Raw genomic sequence first — 15,619 nt, 5'->3', positions numbered from 1 at the left:
GCGTAGAATGCGCGCTTCGGAGATGGCATGCCTCCCCGGGGCCCGGGCCCGCTCGCAACGAGCCGGCACAAGCTCTCAACCGCCGGTCGACCGGCTGATGATGCCTGCGTGTTCCTGGGTTTCAGGAGGTCGCAGGCCGTCCACGCGGTATCCTCCTGCCGCCCGGGTTTGATGTTCCGTCGAACCTGGAAATCACCCGATGTTCAACACTTCTGCCGACTTCCTCGCGACCGTGCGCTACGTGCGCCGCTGGCTCGCGCTCTCGGCGCTGCTCGGCGCGCTGGCCGGCTCGGCGTCCGCGCTGTTCCTGATCGCGCTCGATTGGGCCACCGGCACGCGCGTCGCGCATCCGTGGCTGCTGTGGGGGCTGCCGGCCGCCGGTTTCGCGACCGGCTGGATCTACCATCGCTTCGGCCAGTCGGTCGCACGCGGCAACAACCTGCTGATCGACGAGATCCACGACCCGACGGCGCTCGTGCCGAAGCGGATGGCGCCGCTCGTGCTCGTCGCGACCGTCGTCACGCACCTGTTCGGCGGCTCGGCCGGGCGCGAGGGCACGGCCGTGCAGATGGGCGGCGCGCTCGCCGATCGCGTCACGCATGCGTTCCGGCTGGACCGCGAGCACCGGCGCGTGCTGCTGATGGGCGGGATCGCGGCCGGCTTCGCGTCGGTGTTCGGCACGCCGCTCGCCGGCGCGGTGTTCGGGCTCGAGGTGCTCGCGATCGGGCGCGTGCGCTACGACGCGCTGCTCGCCTGCGTCGCGTCGGCGATCGTCGCGGACGTCGTGTGCCGCGCGTGGGGCGTGCATCACACGGCCTATGCGATTCCGTTCGTGCCGGCCGTGTCGGCGACGGGGCTGGCGGCAACGGTCGTCGCGGGCATCGCGTTCGGCGTGGTGGGGCGGCTGTTCGCGCAGGCGACGCACGCGCTGACCGCGTGGTTCCGGCGCGTCGTGCGCTATGCGCCGCTGCAGCCGGTGCTCGGCGGCGTGCTCGTCGCGGTGGCCGCCACCGTGCTGAACGTGCCGCAGTATCTCGGCCTCGGCATCCCGACGATCGAGGCGGCGTTTCGCGGCCCGCTGCCGCTGTACGATTTCGCGGGCAAGTTCGCGTTCACCGTCGTCACGCTCGCGTCGGGCTTCAAGGGCGGGGAAGTGACGCCGCTGTTCTATATCGGCGCGACGCTCGGCAATGCGCTGGGCCAGGTGCTCGCGCTGCCGGTGCCGGTGCCGGTGCTCGCGGGGCTCGGCTTCGTCGCGGTGTTCGCAGGCGCGGCCAACACGCCGATCGCGTCGACGATCATGGCGATCGAGCTGTTCGGCGCGGATATCGGCGTGTATGCGATGGTCGCGTGCGTGGTCGCGTATCTGTTTTCGGGGCACGCGGGAATTTATCGCGCGCAGCGCGTCGCGGTCGAAAAGGCCCCGCAGCGGGCCGGGGACTGACGGGCCGCGCCCGCCGCCCCGGCGCCGCGCGCGGGCCGGCCGTCAGGCCTCGGCGGGCTGCCCGAGCGGCTTCGCGCCGTCGAGCGCGTCGCGGCGCGGGCCGTCCGCGAGCCCCTTCGCGAGCTCCAGCGCCTGCCGCTCGAACAGGCGCCGGTACACGCCGCCGTCGATCCGGATCAGCGCGTCGTGGCTGCCTTCCTCGATCACCTTGCCGCGATCGAGCACCAGCAGCCGGTCGAGCGCGCGCACGGTCGACAGCCGGTGCGCGACGACGAGCGTCGTGCGGCCTTCCATCAGCCGTTCCATCGCCTGCTGGATCAGCACCTCGCTTTCGCTGTCGAGGCTCGACGTCGCTTCGTCGAGGATCAGGATCGGCGCATCCGCGAGGAACGCGCGCGCGATCGCGACACGCTGGCGCTCGCCGCCCGACAGCTTGATCCCGCGCTCGCCGACCAGCGTGTCATAGCCGTCCGGCAGCGCCGCGATGAAGTCGTGCGCGCTCGCCAGCCGCGCGGCGCGCTCGATGTCGGCGCGGCTCGCGCCCGGGCGCGCATACGCGATGTTCTCCGCGAGCGTGCGGTGGAACAGCACCGGCTCCTGCTGGACGATCGCGATCTGGCCGCGCAGCGAATCCTGGCGCGCCTGCGCGATGTCCTGGCCGTCGATCGTGATGCGGCCGCCCGAGACGTCGTACAGGCGCTGGATCAGCTTGATGAACGTCGTCTTGCCGGAGCCCGAGTGGCCGACCAGGCCCACCCGTTCGCCGGGCGCGATGCGCATCGAGAAGTCGTCGTACAGCGCGACCGGATGGTTGCCGTAGCGGAACGTCACGTGCTCGAAGCGGATCTCGCCTTGCGTGATGCGGATCGGCTGCGCGTCCGGCTTGTCGTCGATGCCGAGCGGATGGCGCTCGAGCGCGACGAGTTCTTCCATGTCGTTCACCGAGCGCTGCAGGTTGCGGATGTGAAAGCCGACGTCGCGCAGGTAGCCCTGCAGCATGAAGAACATCGTCAGCGCGAACGCGATGTCGCCGACGCTCGCTGCGCCGCTCGCCCACAGCTTCAGCGCGACGCCGATCATCGCCGCCTGGATCGCGACGAGCATCGCGCCCTGCAGGCCGCCGTTGAAGGTGCCGCGCAGCCACGAGCGCCGGGTGCGCTTCTGCCACTTGCCGATCACGCGCGACAGCCGCGCCTCCTCGCGCACTTCCGCGCCGAACGCCTTGACGACCGCGTTGCAGCTCACCGCATCCGCGAGCGAGCCGCCCATGCGCGTATCCCACAGGTTGCCGAGGCGCGCGGCGGGCGCGACGAAGCCGAGCGACATCGCGACCGTCACCGCGATGTACAGCAGCGAGCCGAGGCCGACGACGAGCCCCATCAACGGCCAGTGCGAGCCGAGCAGCACGGTCGCGCCGACCAGGATCGTCAGCGACGGCAGCAGCGCGATCAGCAGCGTGTCGTTCAGCAGGTCGAGCGCCCAGATCCCGCGCGTGATCTTGCGCACCGTCGAGCCCGCGAAGTTGTTCGCGTGCCAGTCGGTCGAGAAGCGCTGCACGCGCTGGAACGACGCGGTCGCGATCTCGCCCATCATCTTCAGCGTGAGCGCGATGATGTTCACGTAGACGCCCTGGCGCAGCAGCGTCGCGCCGATGCCGAGCGCGGCGAGCACGCCGAACGCCGACAGCGCCGCGTGCCACGCGGCCGCCCGGTTGGTGACGCCGAGCGCGAGCGCGTCGACGAGGCGGCCGGCGAACAGCGGCGTGAGCACGTCCGCGAGCGCGGCGAGCAGCGAGAACGCCGCGACGGCGGCGACGCGCGCCGGCTGCCGCCGCCAGTAGTGCAGGGTGAAGCCGAAGACGGCCTGGAACGCATGGTCGCCCTGTTGGGTGGTTTTTCTGGTCATGGGTCGTTGCCCGGCGCATCGCGCGACGGGACTTTCCGGGTCAGGGAAAACATCGAAAACGCAACAGCCGGCCGCCGCGTGCGCGACGCGGGGCGAAACAAGCGGGCTGTCGGGAACGTGCGCGGGCCGTCAGGCGCCGGCGCGGACGGCAGGCTGGATCAGCTGTGCCGTGGGACCACGTTCGGGAAGGCGGACTGCATTCGGAACATCAGCACCTCCCTGAAGTGAATGATTGAAAAGGCGTCAAAAAGACGTAAATGGATTCTATCAGCAGAATTCAATCGGCTGCAATGTTCTGATGAATCACGTTGCCGCGCCGAGACGTTTTAAATCAGCGGCGCGGCCCCGGTTTCAATCTTCGAAGCGATCCGGCGTGCGCCGCGCCGCCCGGCGGGTGCGCGCGCATCGATTAAACTGCATGGCTGCGCGCCCGATGCGGCGGCCCGACGGCGGCCCGGCGCGCCGGCCCAAGCGGCCAAACGCAGATTCACGACACATTCCTGGGGAAACGATGAGCGACGTTCAGCAAGGCATTCTGGCTCCGATCGATGCGGCGGCCCGATACCTCACTTTCACGATTTCCAACCAAGCCAACGTCGCGGCGGCGCTCGCCGCGCTGCGCGAGGCCGTCGACGGGCGCGACGCCGTCGTCGGCTTCGGCCATTCGCTCGCGGCGCACCTCGGGCGCCCGATCGCCGGCCTGACCACGTTCCCGGCCTTCGCGGTGCAGGACCGGACGCTGCCGGCGACGCCGGCCGACGTGTGGATCTGGCTGCGCTCCGACGATCGCGGCGAGATCACGCTGCGCGCGCGGGCGATCGAGCGGCTGCTCGCGCCCGCGTTCGCGCTGCAGGACGCGGTCGACGCGTTCCGCTATTCGAACGATCGCGACCTGTCCGGCTACGAGGACGGCACCGAGAACCCGACCGGCGACGACGCGGTGGCGGCGGCGATCGTGTCGGGGCAGGGCGCGGGGCTCGACGGCGCGAGCTTCGTCGCGGTCCAGCAATGGCTGCACGACTTCGACCGGATGGAAAGCATCCCGTCGGACGACATGGACAACATCGTCGGGCGCCGCAAGTCGGACAACGAGGAACTCGACGACGCGCCGGAATTCGCACACGTGAAGCGCACCGCGCAGGAGAGCTTCGAGCCGGAAGCGTTCATGCTGCGCCGTTCGGCGCCGTGGTCGGATGCGCGTCGCGCAGGCCTGTACTTCGTCGCGTTCGGCCGTTCGTTCCGCGCGTTCGACGTGCAGATGCGCCGGATGAGCGGCGCCGACGACGGGATCGTCGACGGCCTGTTTCGCTTCACGCGGCCGTTGACGGGCGCGTATTTCTGGTGCCCGCCGATGAAGGGCGGCAAGCTGGATTTGTCCGCGCTCGGCCTGTAAGCGCTGCGCGGCAAGGGTGACGGGCGGGCCGTGCGCGATGCGCGGCCCGCTTTTTTTATCAGCGCAGCGTCGTCTCGATGCGCGTGCCGCGCTTGATGAACAGCGTGACCGGCGTCTTTTCGCTGATTTCGGCGAGACGCTGCCGCTGCGCGTCGTCGAGCGGGCCGTCGACCGTCACGACGCGGCGCACGTACTGCAGCCCGTCGCGGTCGGCGTGCAGCTCGGTGCGCACGTCGATCCGCGCGGCCGGCCACGCCTTGCGCTGCATGTACATGCGCAGCGTCGCCGCCGTGCATTGCGCGAGCCCGGCCAGCACGAACGCGTACGGCGCCGGCCCGCGGTTCCCGCCGCCTTCGCGCTCCGCTTCGTCGCCGGTCAGTGCATGCGCGCCCGCCTGCAGGTTGACGACATAGTCGGGCGCATCGGCTTCGAGGACGGCGGTGGCGTGAATCAGCGGCATGGCGGAGCTCCGGTAGCGGGAAAAGGCACGGCCGCGCGGCGGCCGGAGCCGCCAGCATACCCGTTCAGGCAGCCGGCGTGCCGTCTTGCGCATCCGCCGCATCCGGCACGCAGCCGCGCACGAGCGCGGTCAGGCGTTCGCGGAACCAGCGGTGCGCGTGGTCCGTCGCGCGCGATTCGTGCCAGTACGCGAGGATCGGAAACGGCTTCAGCCGCAGCGGCAGCGGCCGGATCGCGAGCGGCACCAGGCCCGTCATCCGCAGCGCATACGAGCGCGGCAGCGTGAGCAGCAGGTCGCCCGCTGCCGCAACCTGGCACGCGGCGAAGTAATGCTGGCAGACGAGCTGGGTCTGGCGGAAGCGGCCGTCGTTGCCGAGCAGCGCGTCGAGCGACTGGGGCTCGCCGAGCGACGACACCGCGACGTGCCGCGCCGCGAAATAGTCGTGGCGCCGCAGCGGCTGGCTCGCGAGCGGATGATCGCGCCGCATCGCGACGACCAGCGATTCGTCGAGCAGGTATTCGCTCGCGATGCGCGGGCCCGCCTGCACGCGCCGCTCGATCACGAGATCGAGCGCGCCCGATTCGAGCCCGCGGACGATTTCCTGGATCGGCACGCGCCGGCTGACGAGCTGCAGGCCCGGCGCCTCGTGCGCGAGCGCGGCGACGAGCGCCGGCAGCGCAATCGATTCGAGCACGTCGCGGCAGCCGATGGTGACGCTCAGGTCGAGCGTCGCCGGGTCGAACGCCGCTTGCGCGCGCGCCGCGCCCTGCAGGCCGTTCAGGTGGCGCTGCACGTCCGCGATCACCGAACGGGTGCGCTCGGTCGGCACGACGCGGTTGCCCTGGCGGATGAACAGCGGATCGTCGAAATGGGCGCGCAGCCGGTTGAGCGCATGCGTGACCGCGGGTTGCGTGAGGTGCAGCGCGCGGGCGGCGGCGCTGATGCCGCCATGCACGTAGATGGCGTCGAGGACGCGGAACAGGTTGAGATCGAGGCGGTGATCGGCGGGCACGGGGCGCGGCAGTGAGGGGGCGTGGGCGACGATTCTAAATGATGCGCATCGCGGCCCGGCGCGTGGCGATGAAGCAAAAAAAACCGACCGGTGGCCGGTCGGCGGAATGGCTTCGACATCACGAGGCGGGAGTCGAAGCACAGGCCACATTGCCGTGACATCCGTATGCGATCCCGGCGCGGGCGATCGCGCGCAGCGAGTATATCGGGCGCGTTGACCCGCGAGATATGCCGCGGCCCTGTCGCGTTCCGACAATCCGCAGGCGTGCGGGCAAATATCCGGCATTTTCGGCACGACAACGTTTGCGATTGCTCACCCTGTCAGATTTTCTAGGGATGTGTCGCTTTAAATCGACAGAAGCATTCCACTGAAATTGATTTAAGAAATGTTGATATCGTTAAATCGAACGGTCGTCCGGACCGCTTTGATCAGGTGAGCGACGCGCATTCGTTTAGATGGATATTAATCGGCGGTCAAATAGAGGATTTTATCGCCGATCCCGATGCCAATAGGGAAATCGGGGCAATCGGCGGGCTTGTTCTAATCCGCCATAACCCTGTCGCGCTCAGACAGTACTGTCAAAAATCGTAGCCCAGAAGATATGATGCGAACGCTTTAGAAAAGTACTGTCGCGCGCAAGTCTTGAAAATTAAAAAGCGCGTTTGAGAGAGAAGCAGGCAGAGAGAAAGTTGGGGGCTTGGCAAGTGGGTGCAAATGATCAACGCGTAGTTGTCATCTTTTTGAGTGCGGGATTTTCGTTAGCCGAGGCCACGCGTCTGGTCGAGGCGTTCAATCTCGCCAATCGCCTGCAGACTGTCTGCGGGCCCTATCAGCTGCGATTCGTATCGGCGAACGGCGGGCTGCTCCAGTCGTCATCGGGCGTGCAGATCGCGACCGATGCGCTGGACGACGAGCACGGCCAGCGCGGCTATGCGTTCTTCCATCTGCACGGCGAGCACGCGCTCGTTGCGTGGAACGAAACGCTGCTGCGGCGGCTGCGTGATGTGCATGCGCGCGCCCGGTGGGTGGCCGACGGGATGAAGTTCACCGCGATCGCGGCGTCGAAATGGTCGGCCGCGCGCGATGACGCGGCATCGGGCCCGGTCGTCGCGAGCCTCGTGTCGGCGGCGAGGGACGCCGGCTCGCCGAACGAGACCGTCGACGTGCTGGCCGCAGCCCACGAGATGTTCCGGCACGATCTCGGCGAGGTCGCCGCGGACGACATCGCGCGCCTGGTGGCGCGGCCGGTCGACGAGCGCTTCGTCCAGTCGATGTGGGCGATCCGGGAGCTGAGCGCCACCCCGTCGATCCGCACGTCGATGCAGCAATTGCGCGCGCAGAGCACCAGCCGGATCTCGATCGCGAGCGCCGCGCAGGCGGTGGCGATGAGCGAACGCAATTTCCTGCGGCGCTTCAAGAAGGAGGTGGGCGTGACGCCGACCGAATTCGTCCTGCACGTGCGCCTCGAGCGCGCATGTCACATGCTCGTCCATACCAGCCTGCCGGCCGACAAGGTGGCACGCCGCATCGGCCTGGGCAGCGGCGAGCGCCTGGCGAAACTGTTTCGCCAGCGCCTGGCGATGTCGCCCACCGAATTCCGCGCGCGCGAGCGCAACCGGATTTCGAAAGTCGGCGTCGAACTGGCGTGTGCGCCGCAGATGCCGCAATCGTACGGATTGGCGCGTTGACACGGGGACGGGCAACGCGTTTCACGTAGCCGGCAATCAAGGATCGCGTTTCGGATTCTTGCCGTCGCCGGGGTGCGATCACAGCGGCGCACGGGAATTTCATTGCCGACGATTACCGCCGGGGCGGCAGGACCGTTACGTCATGCGTTACGTATGGCGTAACGTAACGCCCGCCCGCCAAAAATCGAAATGGCTGCCCCGGCACGGAAGCGGTTTCTGAGGGATCTCTTCTAGAACGCGGATTTCATGGGACTTTCTGCAGGATCGAAAGGATGTTGAATCCTGGATTTCACTGTTGGCACGTTCTGTGCTGCATCACCAATGTGCCGCTTTATTTAACATCAATAACACCAGACCAGCCATGAACCGCTATCCGAACCGCGGGATCGACGCCGGGGAAGCACAGTCGATGCCCAGTCTCAGCCTGCCGAGTCAACGACATGGGGTGCACCGCGCGCAACTGCGCCGGGTCATGCACGCCTGACCTTTAACGCTCGCGTCGTATTGCAAGCCGTTTCGCCCTGAGGGCGGAGCGCGGGCGCGCTCGTGCGTCGCGAACCGCGGCTGCGCGGCGCGTCTTTCGATCCGATGTGCACGCATCGGGCCGGCCGCGCATGGATGCGGCCATCAAGCAGGACTCCTGAAAACGGGGATCACATGGACCTCTGCGAGGCAGCAATGAACACGAAACCTCAAGTTGAATACCGGTCGGTCGCGCCGAGCCCGCAAGGCGCGGCGGCGCGCGCGGTCGACCTGGCGGTGATCGTCGGCGGCGCGCTCGCGGCCGCGCAGATCCGTTTCGCGGATGTCGCGGCGATGCGGGTCGACGCGTCGTTCGTCGCGTTCTCCTGCGCGTTCGCGCTGGCGCTGTTTCCCGCGTTCGGCGTTTATCAATCGTGGCGCGGCCGGTCGCTGCTGCGGCTCGCCGGGCAACTCGCGCTGGCCTGGCTGATCGTGCAGGGCGCCGCGCTCGTCGTGACCTTCTCGCTGCACCGCTCGGGCGTCGTGTCGCGGCTGTGGTTCGCGTACTGGACGGGCCTGAGCGGCGCCGCGCTGATCGGCGTGCGGTTCGCCGTGCACGCCGTGCTGCGCCGGATGCGGCATGCGGGGATGAACCTGCGTTCGGTCGCGGTGGTCGGGCGCGGGCTGTATGGCCAGCGCATGCTGCGCAACATCGCGCAATCGCCGGCGAGCGGGTTCCGCGCGGCGGCGGTGTTCAACGTGGATCCGGCGGCGCGCGTGTCGGCGCCGGGCATCGACGCGTTCGACGATTACGCGGCGTTCGTCGCGCACGTGCGGCAGCAGGGCCTGCGCGAACTGTGGCTCGCGCTGCCGCTGTCGGAGGAGCGCACGATCCTGCGCTTCGTGTCCGAGTTTCGCGACGAGCTCGTGAACATCCGCTTCATGCCGGACGTCAGCGCGCTGTCGCTGTTCGACAGCGGCGTGACCGACGTGATCGGCGTGCCGGCGATCAATCTCGCCGCGTCGCCGCTGCCGCCGCACGCGATGCTCAGCAAGGAAATCTTCGACCGCTGCTTCGCCGCGCTGGCGCTGCTCGCGTTCGCACCTTTGATGATCCTGATTGCGATCACAGTCAAGAGCACGTCGCGCGGCCCGGTGTTCTTCACGCAGCGCCGCAAGGGCGCGGACGGGCGCGTGTTCCGCATCTACAAGTTCCGCACGATGCGTGCCCATGTCGAGCAGCCGGGCGTCGTGCGGCAGGCGACCCGCAACGATGCGCGCGTCACCCGCGTCGGCCGCTTCCTGCGCCGCACGAGCCTCGACGAACTGCCGCAGTTCATCAACGTGCTGCTCGGCGACATGTCGGTGGTCGGCCCGCGTCCGCACGCGATCGAGCACGACGAGCAGTACCGCAAGATCGTCGACGGCTACATCCAGCGTTACCGGATCAAGCCGGGCATCACGGGGTGGGCGCAGGTCAACGGCTATCGCGGCGAGACCGATCGCATCGAGAAGATGCAGGGCCGGGTCGAGCACGATTTGTACTACCTGCGGAACTGGTCGTTCGGGCTGGATATGAGGATCGTCGGGGCGACGATCGTGAAGGGCTTCGTGGGCAGCAACGCGTATTAGGGTCTGTTTACATATGGAACGTGCATGCGAATGCCCGAAATCGCTCGCAGGGCAAGAAGTGAGGAGCGCCGTTTGGCCGAGCCAAACAAGCGATGAGCGACGCCGCCATGCGGGCGATTTCGGGCATTCCCGTGGAATGGTTTTTCAATTTGGGGTTGCCACGAGAGCGGCCGCTCGCCGCGTTGCGCTCCTTGCGAATACGTCCAGTATTCGCAGCGTCGCGCGCCTCGCGAGCGGCCGTTCTCGTGGCAACGCATGCACGTTCCATATGTAAACAGACCCTAGCAGGCGGCGCGATGCGCCGGGAAGGAGACCGTGCGAGCGACGAGGCCGACACGGTTGCATGGATGACGTTTTGAGTGAAACCAGACCAATGAGAAATTCGGATAGCCGATCGGCGGATGTCGTCGTGCCGGGCCAGCGCGGCAAACGGGCAAGGATGCTTGCGCTCGGGTTCTGTGTCGCGTTGTCGGGGTGCGGCGTCGCGCCCGGGATGCGGATGACCGAACCCGCGACCTTGCCGGTGTCCGGGGGCGACGCCCATACGCCCGCGACGTCGATGCCGGTGCCGATCTCGGAGATCGACGCGACGCTGATCCGGCAACTGAACGCGTCGGCCGCAACGACCGGCGCCGAACAGTGGAAGACGCTGTCGGGCCGGCCCGCGCCCTACACGCTCGGCGTGGGGGACGTCCTCCAGATCACCGTGTGGGACCACCCGGAGCTGACCGCGGCGCAAGGCACGCAGCAGCCGCCGAACGGCCGGCCATTCGATCCGCCGCAGGGCTTCGTGGTCGACAACGGCGGCAACGTGCAGGTGCCGTATGCGGGGAACGTGCGCGTGGACGGGCTGACGACCGACGAGGCGCGCAAGGCCGTGTCCGACGCGCTGGCGCGCTACTTCATCAAGCCGAAGGTCACGGTGCGCGTGACGTCGTTCCGCGCGAAGCAGATCTACGTCGACGGCGAGGTGAGGACGCCCGGCAACGTCCAGATCAACGACATCCCGATGACGCTCTACGAGGCGGTCAATCGCGCGGGCGGGTTCGCGCCGACCGCGGACCAGAGCCACCTCGTGCTCGTGCGCGGCGGCGTGTCGTATCCGCTCGACGTGCCCGGCATGCTGGCGCGCAACGTGAACCCGGCCGGCATCCTGCTGCGCGACGGCGACCTGCTGCGCGTGGTGCCGCGCGAGGAGAGCGGCGTATACGTGATGGGCGAGGTGAACAAGCCGATGACCGCGCTGCCGCTGCGCACCGGCAGGCTGAGCCTGAGCGAGGCGCTGTCGCAGGCCGGCAGCCTCAACAGCGCCAGCGCGGACGCGGCGCAGCTGTACGTGATCCGCGGCGCGCAGGGCGACGCGCCGCAGGTGTTCCATCTCGACGCGCGTTCCCCGGTGTCGATGGTGCTCGCGAACCAGTTCGAGCTGAAGCCGAAGGATGTCGTCTACGTGGACGGCAACGGCCTGGTGCGCTTCAGCCGCGTGCTGAGCCTGCTGCTGCCGGCGATCAACGCCGGCCTCACCGCGGCGGTCGTGACGAAATGATCCGGCATCTGCTCGTCGTCTGCCAGGGCAACCTGTGCCGCAGCCCGATCGCGCAGGGCCTGTTCCGGCGCCTGCTGCCCGACGTCGCCGTGTCGTCGGCGGGCCTGTCGGCGCGCGACGGCATGACGATCGACCCGGTCGCCGAACGCATGCTGACCGCGCGCGGGATCGACATGTCGTCGCATCGCTCGCGGCGGCTCGACGAACGCATGTGCCACGCGGCCGACCTGATCCTCGTGATGGAGCTGGAGCAGCGCAAGGCGATCGAACGGTTTCACCCGGTTGCGCGCGGGCGCATCTACCGCATCGCGGAAGCGTTTCCGTCCGACGTGCAGGATCCGTACCGGCGCTCGCAGCGCAGCTACGACTACGCGATGACGCTCATCGAGCACGGCGTCAACGACTGGGTCGAGCGTATCGGGAACCTGGCCGGAAACGGCCCGTACTGAGCGATCGCGTCTCACCTCAACAGGACATCAGAAGTCAATATGAACTCTCCCAAACCGACCCCTCGATTCTCGCGCGACTCGGACGAAGTCGACGTGCGCGGGATCGTCGACATGGTGATCAAGAACGCGAAGCTGATCGCGGCGGTGACGGCGTCGTTCGTCGCGCTCGGCACCCTGTACGCGATCGTCGCGAAGCCGATCTACGGCGTCGACATCGTCGTGCAGGTGGAAAGCAACGGCGCCGACATGATGGGCGGCGCGGCCAGCGGGCTGGTCGGCGGCCTGAGCACGCTGTTCGACGTGAAGTCGACCGACGACGGCGAAATGGAAATCCTCCAGTCGCGCCTCGTGACCGAACCGGTGGTCGACGACCAGCGCCTGTACATCGACGCGCGGCCCGACCATTTCCCGCTGATCGGCGGCGTGATCGCGCGCCGCAGCAGCAAGCTGTCGACGCCGGGCCTGTTCGGCATCGGCGGATACGTGTGGGGGCGGGAACGCATCACCGTGTCGGCATTCGACGTGCCGCGCGATTTCTGGGAAGACCGGTTCACGGTCACGGCGCTCGGCGGCGGACGCTACCGGCTGTCGGGCAGCGACCTCGATGACGACGCGATCGGGCAAATCGGCGTGCCGCTGCGCGTGAAGACCGCCGCGGGCGACGTGAGCCTGCTGGTCGCGGCCATCGACGCGCGCCCGAATGCGCGATTCGTGGTGCGGCGCTTCTCGAAGCAGAAGATGCTGACCAAGCTGCAGAAGGACCTGGCCATCACCGAAAAGGGCAAGGACCAGTCGGGCGTGATCGGCGTGAAGTACGAGAGCGACGACCCGGTGCTCGCCGCCGGCGTGCTCAACGAGATCGCCGACAACTACGTGCGACAGAATGCGAATCGCAAGGCGGCTACGGCGGAGAAATCGCTGCAGTTTCTGAACGCGCAGATTCCCGAGGTCGAGGGGCAGTTGCGGCGCGTCGAGGATCGCCTGAACGCGTATCAGAACAAGCATGAAGTCGTGGACCTGACCGAGCAGGCGAAGGCGATGCTCGGCCAGGCCGTGACCGCGCAGACGTCGCTGTTCGAGCTCGAGCAAAAGCGCAAGGCGCTGGCATCGATGTTCACGCCGGAGCATCCGCAGCTCGCGTCGCTCGATCAGCAGATCGCCGCCGCCAGGGCCAACGTGTCGACGTTCGAGGGCGCGATCTCGCGGCTGCCCGACGCCCAGCAGAATGTCGTGCGGCTGCGCCGCGACGTCACCGTGCAGACCGAGATCTACGTCGGCCTGCTGAACAGCATCCAGCAGTTGCGTCTCGCGACGGCGAGCAAGATCGGCAACGTGCGCGTGATCGACCATGCGATCGTGCCGGACGAACCGCTGCGCCCGAAGCCGGTGCTGGTCGTGGTGCTGGCCGCGGTCGTCGGGCTGCTGGTCGGTGTGTGCGTCGCGATCGCGCGCGCGGTGCTGTACGGCGGCGTGACCGATCCGTCCGAAATCGAGCGGGATGCCGAGCTGGACGTGATCGCGACGATTCCGCAGAGCCCGTCGCAGCGCCGCCTGGCCGCCGCCGGCACCGGCGCGGCGGGCGCCGTGCTGTCGCTGGCCCGCCCGCACGAGCCGGCCGTCGAAGCGTTGCGCAGCCTTTGCACGGCGATGCAGTTCCTGTTGCTCGACCGGCCCAAGAACAACCTCGTGCTGATCACCGGACCGTCGGCCGGCATCGGCAAGTCGTTCATCTCGGCCAACGTCGCCGCGCTGCTCGGGCAGTCGAACAAGCGCGTGCTGCTGATCGACGGCGACTTGCGCCGCGGGCACCTCGCGAAGGAGTTCGGCGTGCGCGCGCAGCAGGGCCTGTCCAGCGTGCTGCGCGGCGAAATCAAGATCGAGGACGCGATCGTGCGCGACGTGTCCGCCCATGTCGACTTCCTGCCGACGGGGCCGCGCGTCGGCCAGCCGGTCGAGCTGTTCCTGTCGAACAGCCTGCCGGGCCTGCTGTCCGACGTGTCGCACCGCTACGACGTCGTGCTGCTCGACGCGCCGCCGCTGCTGCCGGTGACGGACGCGACGGTGCTCGCGTCGCATGCGGGCACGATCCTGCTGGTCGCGCGCTCGGGCGTCACGAGCCAGGGCGAGATCCTCGAATCGGTGAAGCGGATCGATCGCGTCGGCGCGAAGGTGTCGGGCGTCGTGTTCAACTGCTTCAGCCCGGGGCTGCGGTCCGCGCAGTACGGCAACTACGGCGCCTACGCATACGAAGGCGCGGATGTCGCGCGGCGCGTGGACCAGACCTGACCATGCCGATCGACAAGACCCTGCCGCTGCGCACGCCGCCGTCCGCCGCGCCGAAGCGGCCCGCGGCGGGACTGGGGCGCAACTTCGCCGCGATGCTGCTCTGGCAGGTCGGCAGCTATCTCGTGCCGCTCGTCACGTTTCCGTACCTGACACGCGTGCTCGGCCCGTCGCAGTTCGGGGTGGTCAGCTACGTGACCGCGCTGACGGTGTACGGCACGGTGCTGACCGAATGGGGCTTCAACCTGAGCGGGCCGCGCGCGGTCGCGCAGGCACGGCACGACCGGCGCACGCTGAACGGGCTCGTGTGGGCGGTGATCGGCGCGAAAGGGTGCCTCTGCGTCGTGTCGGCGGCGATGCTGGCCGTGGTCGCATGCGTCGATCGTCAGATGGACGGGCTCGGCGCAGCGCTCGCGATCGGCTGGCTGGGCGTGGCCGCGAACGTGTTCACGCTGAACTGGCTGCTGCAGGGGCTCGAGCGCTTCTCGGCATTTGCCGCGATCGCGCTCGCCAGCCGCTTCGCGACGCTGCCGCTCACGTTCTGGCTCGTGAAATCGCCGGGCGACGTCAATGCCGCGGTGGGCATCCAGGCCGTCGCGGCGCTGCTGGTCGCGATCGGTTCGCTGCTCGCCGCGCATCGCCACGGCCTGCTCGGCAAGCCGCGATGCACGTGGGCGGCCGTGCGCGCGCAGCTCGCCGGCAGCACGGACATGTTCGTCTCCACGGCGTCCGTCAGCCTGTTCAGCGCGACGAATACGCTGATCCTCGGCAGCTTTTCGGGTGCCTGTCAGGTCGGCCTGTACGCCGCCGCGGACAAGCTGAAGACGGTCGGCAACATGGTGCCGGCGCAGATCAATTCGGTGCTGTATCCGCGCATCGCCGCGCTGTTCGCGCAGCGGCGCGAGCAGGGCACGCGCGCGGCGGCGCGCCTGACGGTGCTCGGGCTCGGCGCGACGGCGCTCACGACCGGCATCGGGCTCGCGGTGTGCGTCACCCTGTCGGACGTGCTGACGCGGCTCGTGCTCGGCGACAAGTTCGCCGACGCCGCGACGATCGTCAACTGGCTCTGCCTGTCGACGCTGTTCGGCAACCTCGCGTATTTCGTGGGCCTGCAGGTGCTCGTGCCGTTCGGGGGCGCGTCGCGGCGCGCGCGCGCGATGCTCGCGGCCGGCGCGTTCAACGTGCTGCTGGCCTGCGTGCTCGTGCCGCGCTTCGGCGCGCGCGGGGCCGCGCTCGCGTACCTGACGGCGGAGGCGTCGCTGCTGGCCGTCTACGTGATGTGGATCGCGCGTTCGCCACAGCTGCGATCGCACTTCATGCAGCTTTGGCGATCGTGAGGTGACGG

The 15,619-nt window shown here is 68.5% G+C and carries 11 protein-coding genes and 1 riboswitch; of the genes, 8 read left to right on the top strand and 3 right to left on the bottom strand.

Annotation, left to right across the window (positions count from 1 at the left end; translation table 11 throughout):
* Positions 1–9 precede the first annotated feature (9 nt).
* Positions 10–114, top strand: a riboswitch (Fluoride riboswitch).
* 85 nt (positions 115–199) lie between these two features.
* Positions 200–1,444, top strand: a complete 1,245-nt coding sequence (locus ABFO07_RS25875; protein WP_347468786.1) for a voltage-gated chloride channel family protein — start codon at positions 200–202, stop codon at positions 1,442–1,444.
* Between the two features lie 42 nt (positions 1,445–1,486).
* Here the strand turns inward: ABFO07_RS25875 and ABFO07_RS25870 are convergent, their stop codons facing one another.
* On the bottom strand, positions 1,487–3,349 hold the full coding sequence (locus tag ABFO07_RS25870) for an ABC transporter ATP-binding protein (RefSeq protein WP_059810559.1): 1,863 nt from the start codon (positions 3,347–3,349) through the stop codon (positions 1,487–1,489).
* A gap of 511 nt (positions 3,350–3,860) precedes the next feature.
* On the opposite strand from ABFO07_RS25870, the gene ABFO07_RS25865 reads away from it, so the two are divergent.
* Positions 3,861–4,742 carry a Dyp-type peroxidase gene (locus ABFO07_RS25865; RefSeq protein ID WP_347468784.1) on the top strand — a complete coding sequence of 294 codons (882 nt, stop codon included), beginning with the start codon at positions 3,861–3,863 and terminating at the stop codon, positions 4,740–4,742.
* A gap of 58 nt (positions 4,743–4,800) precedes the next feature.
* Here ABFO07_RS25865 and ABFO07_RS25860 read toward each other — a convergent pair whose 3' ends face one another.
* Together ABFO07_RS25860 and ABFO07_RS25855 are read right to left on the bottom strand one after the other, a co-directional pair.
* A complete protein-coding gene (locus tag ABFO07_RS25860; RefSeq protein ID WP_059566215.1) occupies positions 4,801–5,202 on the bottom strand; it encodes an OsmC family protein in 402 nt (133 codons plus the stop codon).
* A 64-nt stretch (positions 5,203–5,266) separates the two neighbouring features.
* Entirely contained in the window at positions 5,267–6,214 is a 948-nt protein-coding gene (locus ABFO07_RS25855; protein ID WP_347468783.1) for a LysR family transcriptional regulator, read from the bottom strand.
* A 740-nt stretch (positions 6,215–6,954) separates the two neighbouring features.
* Between ABFO07_RS25855 and ABFO07_RS25850 the strand changes: the two genes are divergently transcribed.
* From ABFO07_RS25850 to ABFO07_RS25825, 6 genes are all read left to right on the top strand, one after another.
* Positions 6,955–7,902: a helix-turn-helix domain-containing protein gene (locus ABFO07_RS25850; RefSeq protein WP_060013864.1), complete on the top strand. Its 948-nt coding sequence runs from the start codon at positions 6,955–6,957 to the stop codon at positions 7,900–7,902.
* A gap of 678 nt (positions 7,903–8,580) precedes the next feature.
* On the top strand, positions 8,581–9,996 hold the full coding sequence (locus ABFO07_RS25845; RefSeq protein WP_060013862.1) for an undecaprenyl-phosphate glucose phosphotransferase: 1,416 nt from the start codon (positions 8,581–8,583) through the stop codon (positions 9,994–9,996).
* A 499-nt stretch (positions 9,997–10,495) separates the two neighbouring features.
* Positions 10,496–11,542 carry a polysaccharide biosynthesis/export family protein gene (locus ABFO07_RS25840; protein WP_059884517.1) on the top strand — a complete coding sequence of 349 codons (1,047 nt, stop codon included), beginning with the start codon at positions 10,496–10,498 and terminating at the stop codon, positions 11,540–11,542.
* Positions 11,539–11,991 carry a low molecular weight protein-tyrosine-phosphatase gene (locus tag ABFO07_RS25835; RefSeq protein WP_059566210.1) on the top strand — a complete coding sequence of 151 codons (453 nt, stop codon included), beginning with the start codon at positions 11,539–11,541 and terminating at the stop codon, positions 11,989–11,991. Before ABFO07_RS25840 ends, ABFO07_RS25835 begins: the two co-directional genes overlap by 4 nt.
* Before the next feature lie 111 nt (positions 11,992–12,102).
* Positions 12,103–14,277, top strand: a complete 2,175-nt coding sequence (locus tag ABFO07_RS25830) for a polysaccharide biosynthesis tyrosine autokinase (RefSeq protein WP_060013919.1) — start codon at positions 12,103–12,105, stop codon at positions 14,275–14,277.
* 2 nt (positions 14,278–14,279) lie between these two features.
* Positions 14,280–15,611, top strand: coding sequence for a flippase (locus ABFO07_RS25825; RefSeq protein WP_059910075.1), 1,332 nt, complete (start codon positions 14,280–14,282; stop codon positions 15,609–15,611).
* Positions 15,612–15,619: the final 8 nt, after the last annotated feature.

Origin of the sequence: Burkholderia stagnalis, from assembly GCF_039848545.1 — a bacterium.
Classification (GTDB): Bacteria; Pseudomonadota; Gammaproteobacteria; order Burkholderiales; family Burkholderiaceae; genus Burkholderia; species Burkholderia stagnalis.
This window is presented reverse-complemented; position numbering and strand designations above follow the sequence as displayed.

What these genes read in the sequence shown, in the direction of transcription:
- ABFO07_RS25875 (WP_347468786.1), top strand. Translation starts at nt 200, where the DNA reads ATGTTCAACACTTCTGCCGACTTCCTCGCGACCGTGCGCTACGTGCGC.
- ABFO07_RS25870 (WP_059810559.1), bottom strand. Translation starts at nt 3,349, where the DNA reads ATGACCAGAAAAACCACCCAACAGGGCGACCATGCGTTCCAGGCCGTC.
- ABFO07_RS25865 (WP_347468784.1), top strand. Translation starts at nt 3,861, where the DNA reads ATGAGCGACGTTCAGCAAGGCATTCTGGCTCCGATCGATGCGGCGGCC.
- ABFO07_RS25860 (WP_059566215.1), bottom strand. Translation starts at nt 5,202, where the DNA reads ATGCCGCTGATTCACGCCACCGCCGTCCTCGAAGCCGATGCGCCCGAC.
- ABFO07_RS25845 (WP_060013862.1), top strand. Translation starts at nt 8,581, where the DNA reads ATGAACACGAAACCTCAAGTTGAATACCGGTCGGTCGCGCCGAGCCCG.
- ABFO07_RS25840 (WP_059884517.1), top strand. Translation starts at nt 10,496, where the DNA reads ATGACCGAACCCGCGACCTTGCCGGTGTCCGGGGGCGACGCCCATACG.
- ABFO07_RS25835 (WP_059566210.1), top strand. Translation starts at nt 11,539, where the DNA reads ATGATCCGGCATCTGCTCGTCGTCTGCCAGGGCAACCTGTGCCGCAGC.
- ABFO07_RS25830 (WP_060013919.1), top strand. Translation starts at nt 12,103, where the DNA reads ATGGTGATCAAGAACGCGAAGCTGATCGCGGCGGTGACGGCGTCGTTC.
- ABFO07_RS25825 (WP_059910075.1), top strand. Translation starts at nt 14,280, where the DNA reads ATGCCGATCGACAAGACCCTGCCGCTGCGCACGCCGCCGTCCGCCGCG.